Origin of the sequence: Pseudomonas bharatica, assembly GCF_048586865.1 — a bacterium.
Lineage (GTDB): Bacteria > Pseudomonadota > Gammaproteobacteria > Pseudomonadales > Pseudomonadaceae > Aquipseudomonas > Aquipseudomonas bharatica.
Genome location: NZ_JBMAWR010000014.1, coordinates 118,698 through 133,936 on the forward strand (window position 1 = coordinate 118,698; position 15,239 = coordinate 133,936).

A 15,239-nucleotide genomic window follows, 5' to 3' on the forward strand; every position below is an offset into this window, starting at 1 on the left:
GGGGCGCCAGTGACGGCGCCCCTTTTCATTACAACGAATTCAGCGTTTCAGGCCATAGCTCTCATCGAGCATGCCCGGGCTGTTCGGCGCTTTCGGCGCGTAGTCCCGCGGCACTTCGGTGTCCCGCGGCGGAGTCAGGCGATCGCGCTGGCCTTGGGCTGCATCGGAGTGCAGGGCAGCCAGCAAGCGTTGGCGAGTCAGTTCGTCCAGGGCCAGGCGGTTGGCGCCATCGGCCAGATGATCCTGCACTTCCTGGTAGCTTTGCGTGAGTTTCTTGACCAGAGCCGCAGTGCTGTTGAAGTGGGTTACCACTTCGTTCTGGTAGCTGTCGAAGCGTTCCTGGATATCGTCCAGTTGCCGCTGGGTGCTGCTCGGTGCGGCATTGGGCAGGAGGCGGGCTACCAGGAAACCAACGACGACGCCCACTGCCAGGGCCAGGGTCGGCAACAACCAAACTAAGAGCGAGAGTTCCACGAGTCCTTCCTCTATAAACGGCTTTGCTTTACGTTAACGGCTCGGACCTGCGCTGTATACCGCGAAGCATCGCAAATATTTCAGAACAGAATCATTCAGCTAGACGAGTCGACCCTTGCCGGGGTCACGGAGTTTATTCCTTGCTTACCCGCGAATCCCCCGTTCTCATCGACGGCCCGGTCGGTCAACTGGAAGCCCTGTACCAGGAGGTGCCTGACGCCCATGGACTGGTGCTGATCTGCCATCCCAACCCGGTACAGGGCGGGACCATGCTCAACAAGGTGGTGTCGACCCTGCAGCGCACCGCCCGGGATGCCGGCCTGACCACGCTGCGTTTCAATTATCGCGGCGTCGGCGCCAGTGCCGGGAGCCACGATATGGGCAGCGGGGAAGTGGACGATGCCGAGGCGGCTGCCGCCTGGCTGCGTGAACGGCATCCGCAACTGCCCCTGACACTGCTCGGATTCTCCTTCGGCGGTTTCGTCGCTGCCGCCCTTGGCGGGCGTCTTGAGGCGCAAGGTGTGGCGCTGAAGCATCTGTTCATGGTCGCTCCTGCCGTCATGCGCCTGACCGGCAGCGAGGCTGCGCCGCAGAACGTGCAACTGACCATCGTCCAGCCGGACGCCGACGAAGTGATCGAGCCGCAGATCGTCTACGCCTGGTCCGCTGCGTTCCCGCGCCCCCATGAGCTGCTGAAAGTGGCAGAATGCGGACACTTTTTTCATGGCAAGCTGACCGACCTCAAGGATCTGGTACTGCCGCGTCTTTCGAACTGAGCCAAGCTGATAAGCGAATACCCATGACTACGCGCATCCTCACCGGCATCACCACCACCGGCACCCCGCATCTGGGCAACTATGCCGGTGCCATCCGCCCGGCGATCCTCGCCAGCCGCCAGCCCGGTGCCGACTCCTTCTATTTCCTCGCCGATTACCACGCCCTGATCAAATGCGACGACCCGCAGCGTATCCAGCGCTCGCGCCTCGAGATCGCCGCGACCTGGCTGGCCGGCGGCCTGGATGCGGAGAAGGTGACGTTCTATCGCCAGTCCGATATTCCTGAAATCCCCGAGCTGACCTGGCTGCTGACCTGTGTCAGCGCCAAGGGCCTGCTCAACCGCGCCCATGCCTATAAGGCCTCGGTGGACAAGAACCTGGAAAACGGCGAGGACCCGGACGCCGGCGTGACCATGGGCCTGTACAGCTATCCGGTGCTGATGGCCGCGGACATCCTGATGTTCAACGCGCACAAGGTGCCGGTCGGTCGCGACCAGATCCAGCACGTGGAAATGGCGCGTGACATCGGCCAGCGCTTCAATCACCTGTTCGGCAACGGCAAGGAATTCTTCGTTCTGCCGGAAGCGGTGATCGAGGAAAGCGTGGCGACCCTGCCTGGCCTGGACGGTCGCAAGATGTCCAAGAGCTATGACAACACCATCCCGCTGTTCAGCAGTGCCAAGGACATGAAGGACGCGATCTCGCGCATCGTCACCGACTCCCGCGCGCCGGGCGAGGCGAAGGATCCGGACAATTCGCACCTGTTTACCCTGTACCAGGCGTTCGCTACTGCCGAGCAGTCCGCAGGCTTCCGTGACGAACTCCTGCAGGGCCTGGGCTGGGGCGAAGCCAAGCAGAAGCTGTTCCAGTTGCTGGACGGGCAACTGAGCGAATCCCGTGAGCACTATCAGCAACTGATTGCCCGTCCGGCCGATCTGGAAGACATTCTCCTGGCTGGCGCGCAGAAGGCCCGCAAGGTCGCCACGCCGTTCCTCGAGCAACTGCGCGAAGCCGTGGGGCTGCGTTCCTTCCGCTCCATCGCCCAGGGTACGGTCGAGACGAAGAAAAAGGCCGCGAAGGCCGCACGCTTCGTCAGCTTCCGCGATGAAGACGGCAGCTTCCGCTTCCGCCTGCTGGGCGCCGACGGCGAGCAACTGTTGCTGTCGCGCAGCTTCGCCGACGGCAAGGCCGCTGGTGCGGTGACCAAGCAATTGCAGCAGGGCCAGGAACTGGACGTACGCGCCGAAGGCCTGGGCTTCAGCCTGTGGCTGGACGGCGAGGCCGTGGCCGAAGGTGCGCAGTTTGCCGACGCCGCTGCTCGTGATGCCGCCATCGAGGCCCTGCGTGCCGCCCTGGCACCCCAACAGGACTGACGGCTTATCGGAAGTCTGATTGCCATTACCCGGGGCCGTCGCTACAGTGACGGCCCGCTTTTGTTGCCTTGCTAACGAATTATGACGCCCCTAGAACGATATCAAGCAGATCTGAAACGTCCCGACTTCTTCCATGATGCGGCGCAGGAAACTGCGGTGCGCCATCTGCAGCGCCTGTACGACGATCTGATCGCGGCGCAGAACAACAAGCCGGGCGTGTTCGGCAAACTGTTCGGCAAGAAGGAGCAGGCGCCGGTCAAGGGCCTGTATTTCTGGGGCGGGGTAGGACGGGGCAAGACCTATCTGGTCGATACCTTCTTCGAGGCGCTGCCGTTCAAGGAAAAATCCCGCACGCACTTCCACCGTTTCATGAAGCGTGTGCACGAAGAGATGAAGGGGCTGAAGGGCGAGAAGAACCCCCTGACCATCATCGCCAAGCGTTTTTCGGAAGAGGCGCGGGTGATCTGCTTCGACGAGTTCTTCGTGTCCGACATCACCGACGCGATGATCCTCGGTACCCTGATGGAAGAGCTGTTCAAGAACGGCGTGACCCTGGTGGCGACCTCCAACATCGTACCGGACGGGCTGTACAAGGATGGCTTGCAGCGGGCGCGCTTCCTGCCGGCCATTGCCCTGATCAAGCAGAACACCGAGATCGTCAACGTCGACAGCGGCGTCGACTATCGCCTGCGCCACCTGGAGCAGGCCGAACTCTTCCACTTCCCGCTGAACGAAGCCGCCCACGAAAGCCTGCGCAAAAGCTTCCGGGCGCTGACTCCGGAATGCACCCAGGCGGTGGAAAACGATGTGCTGATCATCGAGAACCGTGAGATCCGTGCCCTGCGTACCTGTGACGACGTGGCCTGGTTCGACTTCCGCGAATTGTGCGACGGCCCGCGCAGCCAGAACGACTACATCGAACTGGGCAAGATCTTCCATGCCGTACTGCTCAGCGGCGTGGAGCAGATGGGCGTGGCGACCGACGACATCGCGCGGCGCTTCATCAACATGGTCGACGAGTTCTACGACCGTAACGTGAAGCTGATCATTTCAGCCGAGGTGGAGCTGAAGGACCTGTATACCGGTGGTCGCCTGACCTTCGAATTCCAGCGGACCCTCAGCCGCCTGCTGGAAATGCAGTCCCACGAGTTCCTGGCGCGGGCGCACAAGCCTTAACCACTCTCGAAAGCACAACACCGACCCTGTGGGAGCTGGCAAGCCAGCCCCCACAGGTTTTTTATCGGCAGGGAGATTTGTGCTCGAGGCTCAGGCTTCCTGCATGAACTGTTGCCGATACTGATTCGGCGACAGCGCCGTATGCTGCCGGAACAGCCGTGCGAAGAAGCTGGCGTCGTCGTAGCCGACTTCGTAGCTGATGGTCTTGATGCTCTTGCGCGTGCCCGAGAGCAATCCCTTTGCCGTTTCGATGCGCAACCGCTGCAGGTAGTGCAGGGGCTTGTCGCCGGTGGCGGTCTGGAACCGCCGCATGAAATTGCGGATGCTCATGCCGTGGTTGCGTGCGACGTCCTCGAAGCGGAACTTGTCGGCGAAGTGTTCTTCGAGCCAGTGCTGGATCTGCAGGATGATCACATCCTGGTGCAGTTTCTGCCCGCCAAACCCCATGCGCCCCGGCGTGTAGTTGCGCTGGACTTCGTAGAGGATGTCGCGGGCCACCGCCTGGGCGACGTTGGCACCACAGAAGCGTTCGATCAGATAGATGTAGAGGTCGCAGGCCGATGTGGTGCCGGCGGCACAGAACAGGTTGTCGGCGTCGGTCAGGTGCTTGTCCTGGTTCAGCTGGACCTTGGGGAAGCGCTCGGCGAACTGATTGAAGAAGCGCCAGTAGGTGGTCGCCTCCTTGCCATCGAGCAAGCCGGCCTCGGCCAGCCAGAACACACCGCTGGCCTCACCGCACAGCACTGCGCCGCGGGCATGCTGCTGGCGCAACCAGGGCAGGACCTGCGGATAGCGTTCGCACAAGGTCGAGAAATCATCCCAGAACGCCGGGAGCACGATGACGTCGGCCTCTTCCAGGCCACTGTCGACCGGCACCTGGACATCGCTGAAACTGCGCACCGGCTGGCCGTCGGGGCTGACCAGTCGGGTTTCGAACATCGGTTGCAGGCTCAGGCCCAGTTGCTTGGCATAGCGCAGGCTGGCCAGGTGGAAAAAGTCCTTGGCCTGCATCAGGGTCGAGGCGAACACCTTGTCGATCGCGAGGATGCTGACGCGCCGCAGGGGCACGTTGGGTTGGGTAAACATCATTTTCTTTATTCTTATAGGTCAGAGTGGTCAATCACCGGCTGGATCGTCTTATTTTTTGGCGATTGTGTCCAGTCTCCCGCCCGAGGCACGGGTACCTGCGTGCACAGGGTCACGCCTGTGCGGGGCGGAGCAGGCCGGCGTGGAAAATCCGCTTGATATTTTTCTGGTAATCCGGATAATCCGCCGTCTGTTTCTACGGTGGGAGTGATGCCCCGTCGCTGAAAAAGAACCCCGCCAAGTATCGAACGCGCTGACCCGAGCCCCCGAAAGCGTTCGTATTCGGCTGCCTTTGACCTTGTCAAAGTAAGCACTATTCAGTAAGATTCGCCGTCTATTTTTTTTGCTGGGCGGCCTCTGAGGCTTATTAAAGAATGAAAACTTTTACTGCTAAACCGGAAACAGTAAAACGCGACTGGTTCGTCGTTGACGCTGCTGGTCAGACCCTGGGTCGTCTGGCCACTGAAATCGCGAGCCGTCTGCGTGGCAAGCACAAGCCAGAGTACACCCCTCACGTTGACACCGGCGACTACATCGTCGTGATCAATGCCGAGCAGGTACGTGTTACTGGTGCCAAGACTTCGGACAAGATGTACTACTCCCACTCCGGCTTCCCGGGCGGTATCAAGGAAATCAACTTCGAGAAGCTGATTGCCAAGGCCCCAGAGCGCGTGATCGAGACCGCGGTTAAAGGCATGCTGCCGAAGAACCCGCTGGGTCGCGACATGTACCGTAAGCTGAAAGTCTATGCGGGCGCTACTCACCCTCATACTGCTCAGCAGCCCCAAGAACTGAAGATTTAACGGAATAGTTCATTATGTCGGCGACTCAAAATTACGGCACTGGCCGTCGCAAGACTGCAACCGCTCGCGTTTTCCTGCGTCCGGGCACTGGCAACATCTCCATCAACAACCGTTCCCTGGACGTGTTCTTCGGTCGTGAAACCGCGCGCATGGTAGTTCGCCAGCCGCTGGAACTGACCGAAACCGTCGAGAAGTTCGACATCTACGTCACCGTTGCCGGTGGTGGTGTCAGCGGTCAGGCCGGTGCGATCCGTCACGGTATCACCCGCGCTCTGATGGAGTACGACGAAACCCTGCGTGGCGCTCTGCGTCGTGCTGGTTACGTGACTCGCGACGCTCGTGAAGTCGAGCGTAAGAAAGTGGGTCTGCGTAAAGCACGTAAGCGTCCACAATACTCCAAGCGTTAATTCGCCAGGAGTTTCAAAAAAAGCCCGGTTCCAAGTGGAACCGGGCTTTTTTTATGTCTTGAATAAAGGGGGGGCGGCCATTTGTGTGACAACTTGCCGCATAGACGCAGATCAAGACCTGCGTGGGATGCAGGCCTATGGCCAGGGTAATAACCTTGCCAGTCATGGGTCTTTTCTTTACCATGCGGCAAATTTTTAGCGCTTCAGAAATTACTTAGTAGATGCCTGTTTCAACAGGCCACAAAGCTGATGGGAGAGGACTGAATGAGCAATGACGGCGTCAATGCAGGCCGGCGTCGCTTCCTGGTTGCAGCCACATCCGTTGTGGGCGCAGCAGGGGCGGTGGGGGCTGCGGTCCCGTTCGTAGGGTCATGGTTTCCCAGTGCCAAGGCGAAAGCGGCCGGTGCACCGGTGAAGGTCAATATTGCCAAGGTGGAACCTGGGCAGCAGTTGGTGGCCGAGTGGCGCGGTCAGCCGGTTTTCATCGTCCGTCGTACCGAAGAGATCCTGGGTAATTTGAAGAAGATCACCGCAGATCTCTCGGATCCGGAGTCCAAGGCTTCGGTTCAGCCTGCCTACGTCGACCCGTCGAATCGCTCGATCAAGCCGGAAATCCTGGTGCTTGTCGGCCTGTGTACCCACCTCGGCTGCTCGCCGACTTTCCGTCCTGAAGTCGCGCCTGCCGACCTTGGTCCGAAGTGGGTCGGTGGCTATTTCTGCCCCTGCCACGGCTCTCACTACGACCTTGCCGGCCGCGTCTACAAGTCCCAGCCAGCGCCGCTCAATCTGCCGGTGCCACCGCATTCGTACGAGTCGGATGACGTCATCGTCGTCGGCGTCGATCAGGAGAAAGCGTGATGAGCAAGTTCATGGAATGGGTTGACGCCCGCTTCCCCGCCACCAAGATGTGGGAAGACCACCTGAGCAAGTATTACGCGCCGAAGAACTTCAACTTCCTGTACTTCTTCGGCTCCCTGGCGCTATTGGTGCTGGTCAACCAGATCGTCACCGGTGTCTGGCTGACCATGAGCTTCACTCCGTCGGCCGAGGAGGCATTCGCCTCGGTCGAATACATCATGCGCGATGTCGAGTACGGCTGGATCCTGCGTTATCTGCACTCCACCGGCGCCTCGGCGTTCTTCATCGTTGTCTACCTGCACATGTTCCGCGGCCTGCTTTATGGTTCCTACCAGAAGCCCCGCGAGCTGGTGTGGATCTTCGGCATGCTGATCTACCTGGCGCTGATGGCCGAGGCCTTCATGGGCTACCTGCTGCCATGGGGCCAGATGTCCTACTGGGGCGCCCAGGTGATCATTTCGCTGTTCGGTGCCATTCCGGTAATCGGCGATGACCTGACCCAGTGGATCCGTGGTGACTACCTGATTTCCGGCATCACCCTGAACCGCTTCTTCGCCTTGCATGTGATCGCCTTGCCGATCGTGATCTTGGGCTTGGTAGTCCTGCACATCCTGGCGCTGCATGAAGTCGGCTCGAACAACCCCGATGGTGTCGACATCAAGAAGAAAAAGGACGAGAACGGCATTCCGCTGGATGGCATTCCGTTCCACCCGTACTACACCGTCAAGGATATCGTCGGCGTAGTGGTGTTCCTCTTCGTGTTCTGTGCCGTGGTGTTCTTCTTCCCGGAAATGGGTGGGTATTTCCTGGAAAAACCTAACTTCGAGCAGGCCAACGCCTTCAAGACCCCCGAGCACATCGCGCCGGTCTGGTACTTCACCCCGTTCTACGCGATTCTGCGCGCGGTTCCGGACAAGCTCTTCGGCGTCATCGCCATGGGTGCTGCGATTGCAGTGCTGTTCGTCCTGCCGTGGCTTGACCGCAGCCCGGTGCGCTCGATGCGCTACAAGGGCTGGCTGAGCAAGATCTGGCTGCTGGTGTTCTGCGTTGCCTTCGTGATCCTCGGCGTGCTGGGTGTACTGGCGCCGACGCCGGGCCGCACGCTGCTGTCGCAGGTATGTACCTTCCTGTATTTCGCCTACTTCATTCTGATGCCGTTCTACACCAGGCTTGAGAAGACCAAACCGGTTCCGGAAAGGGTGACTGGCTGATGAAAAAGCTATTTGCAGTATTGATTCTGGCAGTGATGCCTGCCCTGACCTTCGCTGCCAGCGAGCATGGTCCGGAACTGGATAAAGTCGATATCGACCTGACCGACAAGGCCGCCATGCAGGACGGTGCCCGCACCTTTGCCAACTATTGCATGGGTTGCCACAGTGCCAAGTTCCAGCGTTACGAGCGTGTTGCCGATGACCTGGGCATTCCCCATGAGCTGATGCTCGAAAAGCTGGTGTTCACCGGTGCCAAGATCGGCGACCACATGAACATCGGCATGCAGCCTGCCGACGCCAAGGTCTGGTTCGGCGCTGCGCCGCCCGACCTGACCCTGGTCGCCCGGGTGCGCGGTACCGACTGGCTGTACAGCTACCTGCGCGGCTTCTACGAGGATCCGGCGCGGCCATGGGGCGTGAACAACAAGATCTTCCCGAACGTCGGCATGCCGAACGTGCTGGTGGGCCTGCAGGGGCGCCAGGTCGTGGGCTGCAAGCAGATCCAGACCGTGGTCGATGGCAAGAAGCAGTTCGACCCGCTGACCGGTGCGCCGCTGACGCATGAAGCCTGTGACCAGCTGACCATCGTGCCGAAATCCGGTACCCTGAGCGAAGAGCAGTTCGACGAGAAGGTCAAGAACCTGGTGACCTTCCTGGCCTATTCGGCCAACCCGGTCAAACTGGAAAGCCAACGCATCGGTACCTATGTACTGCTGTACCTGGCCTTCTTCTTCGTATTCGCCTACCTGCTCAAGCGCGAATACTGGAAGGACGTGCACTGATCACGCAGTAATTTTCTGGTAGTTGAACGCGCGCCCTGGGGCGCCTCCGGAGTTCGGAGGTACCCCAGGGCGCGTTTGCGTTTATAGCTTTTACCATTCCATGCGAGGAGGAATCTTATGGGCATGACCAATCGGTTGGCCTGCTACTCCGACCCCGCTGACCACTATTCTCATCGGGTACGCCTCGTCCTCGCCGAGAAAGCTGTCAGCGTCGAGATCATCGACGTCGTAGCCGGCAGCCAGCCGGCCAAATTGCTTGAGGCCAATCCGTACGGTAGCTTGCCGACCCTGGTCGACCGCGATCTGGCGTTGTACGAATCCACCGTGGTGATGGAATACCTCGACGAACGTTATCCTCATCCACCATTGCTGCCGGCTTATCCGGTGGCGCGAGCGAACAGCCGGTTGCTGGTTCACCGTATCCAGCGCGATTGGTGTGCACTTGTGGACCAGATCCTCGATCCGCGGGCAAAGGACACCGTCCGCGCCCAGGCGAGAAAGGAGTTGCGCGAGAGCCTTACCGGGGTATCCCCGTTGTTCGCTGACAAGCCCTGTTTCCTCAGCGAGGAGCAAAGTCTGGTGGATTGTTGTCTACTACCCATCTTGTGGCGGTTGCCGATCCTCGGAATCGAATTGCCACGGCAGGCCAAGCCTCTGCTTGACTATATGGAGCGACAGTTTGCCCGCGAGCCCTTCCAGGCGAGCCTGTCCGCTGCTGAACGAGAAATGCGCAAGCTTTAAGGAGCTGTTGATGAACTCCAGTCGCCCCTACCTGGTGCGTGCACTGTACGAGTGGATCGTGGACAACGATTGCACGCCTCATATCCTGGTGAATGCCGAGTACCCTGCGGTACAGGTGCCCCAGGGTTTTGCCAGCGACGGACAGATTGTCCTGAATATCTCGCCGAACGCCGTGCGCGGTCTGCAGATGGAAAACGACGCGGTCAGTTTCGAAGGGCGTTTCGGCGGCGTGGCCCACAGTCTTTATGTGCCGACCGCGGCCATTCTCGGCATCTACGCCCGTGAGAATGGTCAGGGCATGGTCTTCGAGCTCGAGCCGCCAATGGCCGATGACGAAGAAGATGATGTCGAGCCGGATGACGACGGTCCGCCGGATGGCGGACAGCCGCCGCGTCCGAGCGGGCGGCCGAGTCTGAAAGTGGTTAAATGAAAAAAGGCGACCTTGAAGGTCGCCTTTTTCGTATCTGGATGCTGACATCCAACCTGTGGGAGATCTGAAGGACAAGTGTTCCCAAGGCCCCCGGGAGCTGCTTTTTCTGTTTGCTGTCAGTCGATGTATTCGAACAGCTTGACGATCTTCTGCACGCCGGACACGCCCTGCACCAGGTTGGTAGCGCGGTTGGCTTCGGCCTGGGTCAGCAGGCCGAGCATGTAGACGATACCGTTTTCGGTGATGACCTTGATTCGCGTAGCAGGGATGTTGGCGTCGGTCAGCATCTGGGTCTTGATCTTGGTGGTCAGCCAGGCGTCGTTATTGCGTGCCAGCAGCGAGGAAGGCTGGAGCACCTGCAGCTCGTTGTGCACCTTCTTGACCTTTTGCACCTGGCCGGCGGTTTGCTCGGCCAGGCTTTTCAGGTCGGCGCGCGGGGTCTGGCCGGCCAGCAGGACAACGCCGTTGTAGCTGCTGACGACGATGTGCGAGTTCTTGTCCAGGTCAGGGCTGGCTTTGGCAACGTTGACTGCCACCTTGGTCTCGATCAGCGAGTCGTCGATCTTGCTGCCCAGGGTGCGCGTGCCGCGGTCGTCATCGATCGGGGCTTCACGGCTGGCAGTGATCACCGAGCTGCAACCGCTCAGGCTCAGGCACAGGGTCAGGGCCATCAGGCCGAGGCGTTTTGGGGTCATTCTTCACTCCCGAACAATTGGCTGTCGATCAGGTCGCAGAGGCAGTGGATCGCCAGCAGGTGGACTTCCTGAATACGTGCGGTGACATTGGCCGGAACGCGAATCTCGACATCTTCGGGCAGCAGCAGCGAAGCCATGCCGCCGCCGTCGCGCCCGGTCAATGCTACGACAATCATTTCGCGATCATGTGCCGCCTGGATCGCCTGAATTATGTTTGCCGAGTTGCCGCTGGTGGAGATCGCCAGCAGCACGTCGCCTGGCTGGCCGAGGGCGCGGATCTGCTTGGAAAACACCTCGTTGTAGCTGTAGTCGTTGGCGATCGAGGTGATGGTCGAGGTGTCGGTGGTCAGGGCGATGGCCGGCAGGCTCGGGCGCTCGCGTTCGAAGCGGTTGAGCAGTTCCGAGGAAAAGTGCTGGGCGTCACCGGCCGAGCCGCCATTGCCGCAGGCAAGCATCTTGCCCTCGTTCAGCAGGGCGTTGACCATGAGCTGGCTGGCTTGCTCGATGTGGGGTGCAAGAACTTCCATCGCCTGTTGCTTGGTGTTGATGCTTGCCTGGAATAACTGGCGAATTCGGGATTGCATGTCCATCAGTGTGACCTTAAATGGGGCTGGCCGGGCGGGGATTGAAAGGCTCCCGGCACATGTCTGTGCAGCCCGCGAAGCAAAGAGCAAAAAGTTGAAAGGGTAAAGGTGCGTCCGTCGGCGCGGGGTCAACTGTCGAAGGCATTCTGCAGCCAGTCGAGCGGTTGACCCGAATGACCGCTGCCTTGCAAGGCGATTACATCGAAGCGGCAGGGGTGGTTGGCCCAGCGCGGTTCCTCCATCAGGAAATGCTGTGCGGCGAGCGTCAGTTTTTCCTGCTTGCGGGCATCGATGCTGCCGAGGGCGCCGCCAAAGCCCGCATGCAGGCGATAACGAACTTCGACGAATACTACTGTATCGCGGTCGAGCATGACCAGATCAAGCTCGCCGCGCTTGCACCGCCAGTTCCGCGCCAGCAGCACCAGGCCCCGGGTCGTCAGATAATCCAGGGCCTGTTGCTCGGCCGCCATTCCGGCGGCCTGGCGTGAAGGTGCGGGCATTTCAGCGAGGCGTGTCAGGCAGGCGCTTGACCTGGCCGCCGGCGAACTCTGCCCACGGCAACTGGCGCTCGATGCGCTGGTTCGGGCTCATGCCAAGGCTGCCGGACAGGCCCTCGATACGATTGTCCGGCAGGGTTTTCAGCTGGCCCAGGCGCGGTGCGAGGCTGTAGGCATCGACGCCCATGGCGTAGAGGCGGCCAAGGCTGCCGGCCGCCTGTGGCCACTGGCGAACGACCTGCAGGCGCAGGCCGTTGGTGGTGTCGAGCAGCCATGGGGTTTCGCAGAAGCGGATACCGGTCATGTCGTTGTACTGGTTCACGTCGCCGCTGGCACTGTAGACGTTGGAGGTTGCGTATACCGGCACGTCACCTGCGTACTGGAAATTGAGGGTCGGCTTGATCTGCTGGGCCTGCTGCGGAGTCGAGGCGAGGAAGATGAAGTCGATGTCCTGGCGACGCGATGGCTGTGCCGAGACATTGCCGCCCACGGTGCTTTGCAGGCTCTTGGCGCGGCCTTCGCTCTGGCGTAGCTGGAACAGGTCGGCGATCTGCTGGGCCAGCGCCACCGGCTGGGCCACGCGCTCGGCGGCGAGCAGGGTGCCGCCCTTGGCTTCCCAATCCTGGCGGAAGGCGTTGAGCACGCGATCGCCCCATTCGCCACTCGGCACCAGTGCTACGGCACGGCGCATGCCGTCGGCGTAGGCGCGACGGGATACCTCGCGGGCTTCGTCTTCGGCGGCGAGGCCGAACTGGAACAGTTGCGGCGGGGTGTTCTGGCCGGCATCGCTGTAGTTCAGGGCGAGGGTAGTGATCGGCAGTTGCGGGTAGGCGGCGAGTTGCTTGACCAGCGGTTTTTCCAGCGGTCCGACCACCAGTTGCACGCCGGCGGCCTGGGCCTGGCGGTAGAAGTCGTCGAGGGAGGTCAGGCGCGAGCTGTCGAAGACCTGGATGGCCGGCGGATTCTGGCCCGCCTGCTGGGCCTGGAAGTGCGCAGCCATGAAGCCGTCGCGCAGGGCGCGGGCAACGCCGGCGAGTTGGCCTTCCTGCGGCAGCAGCAGGGCGATCTTGCCCAGTGGCTGGCTGGTCAGGCTTTTCAGTTTGACCAGGGGTGTGGGCAACTGCAGGGCGGCCGGGTGGTTGGGGTTTTGCGCTTTCCAAGTGTCGATGGCGGCCTGTTGCTGCTCCAGGGTGCCGGCGCTCTTCACGGCCAGGGCCAGGCTGGTCCAGCCGCCAAGGGTGTCGCTCGCGCCGGTTTGCAGTTGCTCGGCAGGCAGGGCGGCCACCAGGCTCCAGATCGCATCGTTGTTTGCCGTGGCGGCATCGCCGCTCAGCAGTGGCGCCAGTGCGACGCGCTCCTTGGCGGCGGCGAGGGGCTGGCCGTCCGCTTCGAACGCAGCGGCGTGGGCACTGCGGGTGCGGGCCTGCAGGTCGGCCGGCAGTTCGTTCAGGTGTGCCAGGCTCGGATGACTGAGGGCGGTCAGCGCTGCTTTCGGCTGGTTACGGCTTAGCGCCAACTCGGCGGAGAGCGTACTGGCGAAGACCTGCTGGGCAGGTTTCAGGGTATCCAGCTGGACTTGCTCGAGGATGCGTGCGGCACGTGCGTTGTCTTTCTGCCGGTAGGCCAGGTCGGCAGCGCTCAGGCGCAGCAGGGCGGCCTTTTCCGGCGTCTTGCTGTTGGCGGCCTGGTCGAGCAGTTGCTCGATGCTGGCGTCCGGGGTGCGTGGCAATTCGCCCAGGCTGGACGAAGGCGAACTGGCACAGGCTGCCAGCAGGGCGGCGAGGCAGAGGGCTGAGAGTAGCCGCAGGCATGCGATCATGTACGGGTCCTGTTACTCGATCAAATTAACCTGCGATTGTACCCAAGCACTGGCCGTGGCGCGATCTTGCTGGCGTGAAACCTTCGCTTCAGGTCGCAGGACGGGGCTTCGATGGCGAATTACGAGCGGCGATCGCGCTACAATGGCGGCTTTAATCCAGAAAACAGGTGTTTGTTGTGAGCGATGTTCCAGGTGCTTCCAATCCCGCTGCCGGGACCCTTTACGTCGTGGCCACGCCCATCGGCAACCTGGATGACATCAGTGCCCGGGCCTTGAAAGTCCTGGGTGACGTCGCTTTGATCGCGGCCGAGGACACTCGCCACTCGGTGCGGCTGCTGCAACATTTCGGTATCAATACGCCGCTGGCGCCCTGTCACGAACACAATGAACGGGATGAGGGCAACCGTTTCGTCACCCGTCTGCTGGCCGGGGAAAACGTTGCGTTGATTTCTGACGCGGGGACGCCGTTGATTTCCGACCCTGGCTATCACCTGGTGCGCCAGGCGCGTGCGGCTGGCATCAGCGTCGTGCCAGTGCCGGGGGCCTGCGCACTGATTGCTGCACTGTCGGCTGCGGGGTTGCCTTCCGACCGGTTCATCTTCGAAGGTTTTCTGCCTGCCAAGGCCGTTGGGCGTCAGGGGCGTCTGAATCTGCTGAAGGAAGAACCGCGTACCTTGATCTTCTACGAGGCTCCGCATCGCATTCTCGAATGCCTGCAGGATATGGAAGCGATCTTTGGCGGCGAGCGTCCGGCAGTGCTCGGGCGCGAGCTGACCAAGACCTTTGAAACCCTGAAAGGCTTGCCCTTGGCGCAGTTGCGCGAGTTCGTCGAAAACGACAGCAATCAGCAGCGCGGCGAGTGTGTGGTGCTGGTGGCAGGCTGGACCGCGCCGGAAGATGAACAAGCGGTAAGCGGGGAAGTCTTGCGCATCCTGGATTTATTGCTGGCGGAAATGCCGCTCAAGCGCGCGGCGGCGTTGGCTGCGGAAATTACCGGGGTAAGGAAGAATGTTTTGTATCAAGTGGCTCTGGAAAAACAGAAAAATAAATGATGTCACATTGATGTTATCTGTTTTGTCACTTGTTCTCCGGGGCCGCTGCCGTTAATCTTTGCGGCGGAGAGTCGATTGGACAGTCGCTGCCTGATTTTGTTCCGCAAAAGCAGGGGGAGGAAAGTCCGGGCTCCATAGGGCAGAGTGCCAGGTAACGCCTGGGAGGCGCGAGCCTACGGAAAGTGCCACAGAAAACAACCGCCTAAGCACCTCGGTGCCGGTAAGGGTGAAAAGGTGCGGTAAGAGCGCACCGCACGACTGGTAACAGTTCGTGGCTAGGCAAACCCCACTCGGAGCAAGACCAAATAGGGTTCCACATGGCGCGGCCCGCGTTGGAACCGGGTAGGTTGCTAAAGGCGTCCAGTGATGGCCGTCGTAGAGGAATGACTGTCCTCGACAGAACCCGGCTTACAGATCGACTCTCCACTCCTTCCTTCCTTTCTGCTTGATTCGATAGCAGAAGCCGCTTCGGTAA

Annotated in this window: 17 protein-coding genes and 1 other RNA gene; 12 read left to right on the plus strand and 6 right to left on the minus strand. The window is 60.9% G+C overall.

Annotated features, from left to right (window positions below):
• Positions 1 to 39: 39 nt before the first annotated feature.
• The gene (locus tag ACKLLE_RS16990; RefSeq protein WP_420058592.1) at positions 40 to 474 is read right to left on the minus strand and encodes a Z-ring associated ZapG family protein; all 435 of its coding nucleotides are present in this window, start codon (positions 472 to 474) and stop codon (positions 40 to 42) included.
• A gap of 140 nt (positions 475 to 614) precedes the next feature.
• On the opposite strand from ACKLLE_RS16990, the gene ACKLLE_RS16995 reads away from it, so the two are divergent.
• From ACKLLE_RS16995 to zapE, 3 genes are all read left to right on the plus strand, one after another.
• Positions 615 to 1,250 (plus strand): alpha/beta hydrolase, encoded by a 636-nt coding sequence (locus ACKLLE_RS16995; RefSeq protein ID WP_009408210.1) that lies wholly within the window; start codon positions 615 to 617, stop codon positions 1,248 to 1,250.
• Positions 1,251 to 1,273: 23 nt separating this feature from the next.
• Positions 1,274 to 2,623 carry a tryptophan--tRNA ligase gene (locus tag ACKLLE_RS17000; protein ID WP_420058593.1) on the plus strand — a complete coding sequence of 450 codons (1,350 nt, stop codon included), beginning with the start codon at positions 1,274 to 1,276 and terminating at the stop codon, positions 2,621 to 2,623.
• Positions 2,624 to 2,704: 81 nt separating this feature from the next.
• Positions 2,705 to 3,799: a cell division protein ZapE gene (gene zapE, locus ACKLLE_RS17005; protein WP_009408214.1), complete on the plus strand. Its 1,095-nt coding sequence runs from the start codon at positions 2,705 to 2,707 to the stop codon at positions 3,797 to 3,799.
• 90 nt (positions 3,800 to 3,889) lie between these two features.
• On the opposite strand, the gene ACKLLE_RS17010 is transcribed toward zapE, so the two are convergent.
• Complete coding sequence (locus ACKLLE_RS17010) at positions 3,890 to 4,786, minus strand: GlxA family transcriptional regulator (RefSeq protein WP_167654031.1); 897 nt, start codon at positions 4,784 to 4,786, stop codon at positions 3,890 to 3,892.
• A gap of 473 nt (positions 4,787 to 5,259) precedes the next feature.
• On the opposite strand from ACKLLE_RS17010, the gene rplM reads away from it, so the two are divergent.
• The 7 genes from rplM to ACKLLE_RS17045 all read left to right on the plus strand — a co-directional run bounded on the left by rplM (position 5,260) and on the right by ACKLLE_RS17045 (position 10,117).
• A complete protein-coding gene (gene rplM / locus ACKLLE_RS17015; RefSeq protein WP_009404632.1) occupies positions 5,260 to 5,688 on the plus strand; it encodes a 50S ribosomal protein L13 in 429 nt (142 codons plus the stop codon).
• Positions 5,689 to 5,702: 14 nt separating this feature from the next.
• Positions 5,703 to 6,095 (plus strand): 30S ribosomal protein S9, encoded by a 393-nt coding sequence (rpsI, locus tag ACKLLE_RS17020; RefSeq protein WP_009404633.1) that lies wholly within the window; start codon positions 5,703 to 5,705, stop codon positions 6,093 to 6,095.
• A 264-nt stretch (positions 6,096 to 6,359) separates the two neighbouring features.
• Complete coding sequence (gene petA / locus ACKLLE_RS17025) at positions 6,360 to 6,953, plus strand: ubiquinol-cytochrome c reductase iron-sulfur subunit (protein WP_064302446.1); 594 nt, start codon at positions 6,360 to 6,362, stop codon at positions 6,951 to 6,953.
• The gene (locus ACKLLE_RS17030; protein WP_037059365.1) at positions 6,953 to 8,164 is read left to right on the plus strand and encodes a cytochrome b; all 1,212 of its coding nucleotides are present in this window, start codon (positions 6,953 to 6,955) and stop codon (positions 8,162 to 8,164) included. The genes petA and ACKLLE_RS17030 overlap by 1 nt, the downstream gene beginning before the upstream one ends.
• Positions 8,164 to 8,946, plus strand: coding sequence for a cytochrome c1 (locus tag ACKLLE_RS17035; protein ID WP_009396637.1), 783 nt, complete (start codon positions 8,164 to 8,166; stop codon positions 8,944 to 8,946). Before ACKLLE_RS17030 ends, ACKLLE_RS17035 begins: the two co-directional genes overlap by 1 nt.
• A 117-nt stretch (positions 8,947 to 9,063) precedes the next feature.
• Entirely contained in the window at positions 9,064 to 9,687 is a 624-nt protein-coding gene (locus ACKLLE_RS17040) for a glutathione S-transferase N-terminal domain-containing protein (protein WP_009396639.1), read from the plus strand.
• Between the two features lie 10 nt (positions 9,688 to 9,697).
• Positions 9,698 to 10,117, plus strand: coding sequence for a ClpXP protease specificity-enhancing factor (locus tag ACKLLE_RS17045; RefSeq protein ID WP_064302447.1), 420 nt, complete (start codon positions 9,698 to 9,700; stop codon positions 10,115 to 10,117).
• Positions 10,118 to 10,233: 116 nt separating this feature from the next.
• Here the strand turns inward: ACKLLE_RS17045 and ACKLLE_RS17050 are convergent, their stop codons facing one another.
• The 4 genes from ACKLLE_RS17050 to ACKLLE_RS17065 form a co-directional block, all read right to left on the minus strand.
• Positions 10,234 to 10,812 carry a BON domain-containing protein gene (locus tag ACKLLE_RS17050; protein ID WP_009396643.1) on the minus strand — a complete coding sequence of 193 codons (579 nt, stop codon included), beginning with the start codon at positions 10,810 to 10,812 and terminating at the stop codon, positions 10,234 to 10,236.
• The gene (locus ACKLLE_RS17055) at positions 10,809 to 11,402 is read right to left on the minus strand and encodes a phosphoheptose isomerase (RefSeq protein ID WP_064302449.1); all 594 of its coding nucleotides are present in this window, start codon (positions 11,400 to 11,402) and stop codon (positions 10,809 to 10,811) included. The genes ACKLLE_RS17050 and ACKLLE_RS17055 overlap by 4 nt, the downstream gene beginning before the upstream one ends.
• 122 nt (positions 11,403 to 11,524) lie before the next feature.
• Entirely contained in the window at positions 11,525 to 11,896 is a 372-nt protein-coding gene (locus ACKLLE_RS17060) for a YraN family protein (RefSeq protein ID WP_279898134.1), read from the minus strand.
• 1 nt (position 11,897) lies between these two features.
• Positions 11,898 to 13,712 carry a penicillin-binding protein activator gene (locus ACKLLE_RS17065; RefSeq protein ID WP_420058595.1) on the minus strand — a complete coding sequence of 605 codons (1,815 nt, stop codon included), beginning with the start codon at positions 13,710 to 13,712 and terminating at the stop codon, positions 11,898 to 11,900.
• 176 nt (positions 13,713 to 13,888) lie between these two features.
• Here ACKLLE_RS17065 and rsmI point away from each other — a divergent pair, with 176 nt between their 5' ends.
• The gene (rsmI, locus tag ACKLLE_RS17070) at positions 13,889 to 14,764 is read left to right on the plus strand and encodes a 16S rRNA (cytidine(1402)-2'-O)-methyltransferase (protein ID WP_064302452.1); all 876 of its coding nucleotides are present in this window, start codon (positions 13,889 to 13,891) and stop codon (positions 14,762 to 14,764) included.
• A 67-nt stretch (positions 14,765 to 14,831) separates the two neighbouring features.
• An RNA gene (rnpB, locus tag ACKLLE_RS17075) (RNase P RNA component class A) lies at positions 14,832 to 15,191 on the plus strand.
• Positions 15,192 to 15,239 lie beyond the last annotated feature (48 nt).

Bases quoted from the DNA above. Each gene is read 5' to 3' on its own strand.
- ACKLLE_RS17035 (WP_009396637.1), top strand. From the start codon at position 8,164: ATGAAAAAGCTATTTGCAGTATTGATTCTGGCAGTGATGCCTGCCCTG.
- petA (WP_064302446.1), top strand. From the start codon at position 6,360: ATGAGCAATGACGGCGTCAATGCAGGCCGGCGTCGCTTCCTGGTTGCA.
- ACKLLE_RS17045 (WP_064302447.1), top strand. From the start codon at position 9,698: ATGAACTCCAGTCGCCCCTACCTGGTGCGTGCACTGTACGAGTGGATC.
- ACKLLE_RS17000 (WP_420058593.1), top strand. From the start codon at position 1,274: ATGACTACGCGCATCCTCACCGGCATCACCACCACCGGCACCCCGCAT.
- ACKLLE_RS17055 (WP_064302449.1), bottom strand. From the start codon at position 11,402: ATGGACATGCAATCCCGAATTCGCCAGTTATTCCAGGCAAGCATCAAC.
- rpsI (WP_009404633.1), top strand. From the start codon at position 5,703: ATGTCGGCGACTCAAAATTACGGCACTGGCCGTCGCAAGACTGCAACC.
- ACKLLE_RS17050 (WP_009396643.1), bottom strand. From the start codon at position 10,812: ATGACCCCAAAACGCCTCGGCCTGATGGCCCTGACCCTGTGCCTGAGC.
- ACKLLE_RS17040 (WP_009396639.1), top strand. From the start codon at position 9,064: ATGGGCATGACCAATCGGTTGGCCTGCTACTCCGACCCCGCTGACCAC.
- ACKLLE_RS17065 (WP_420058595.1), bottom strand. From the start codon at position 13,712: ATGATCGCATGCCTGCGGCTACTCTCAGCCCTCTGCCTCGCCGCCCTG.
- ACKLLE_RS17030 (WP_037059365.1), top strand. From the start codon at position 6,953: ATGAGCAAGTTCATGGAATGGGTTGACGCCCGCTTCCCCGCCACCAAG.
- ACKLLE_RS17060 (WP_279898134.1), bottom strand. From the start codon at position 11,896: ATGCCCGCACCTTCACGCCAGGCCGCCGGAATGGCGGCCGAGCAACAG.
- zapE (WP_009408214.1), top strand. From the start codon at position 2,705: ATGACGCCCCTAGAACGATATCAAGCAGATCTGAAACGTCCCGACTTC.
- rplM (WP_009404632.1), top strand. From the start codon at position 5,260: ATGAAAACTTTTACTGCTAAACCGGAAACAGTAAAACGCGACTGGTTC.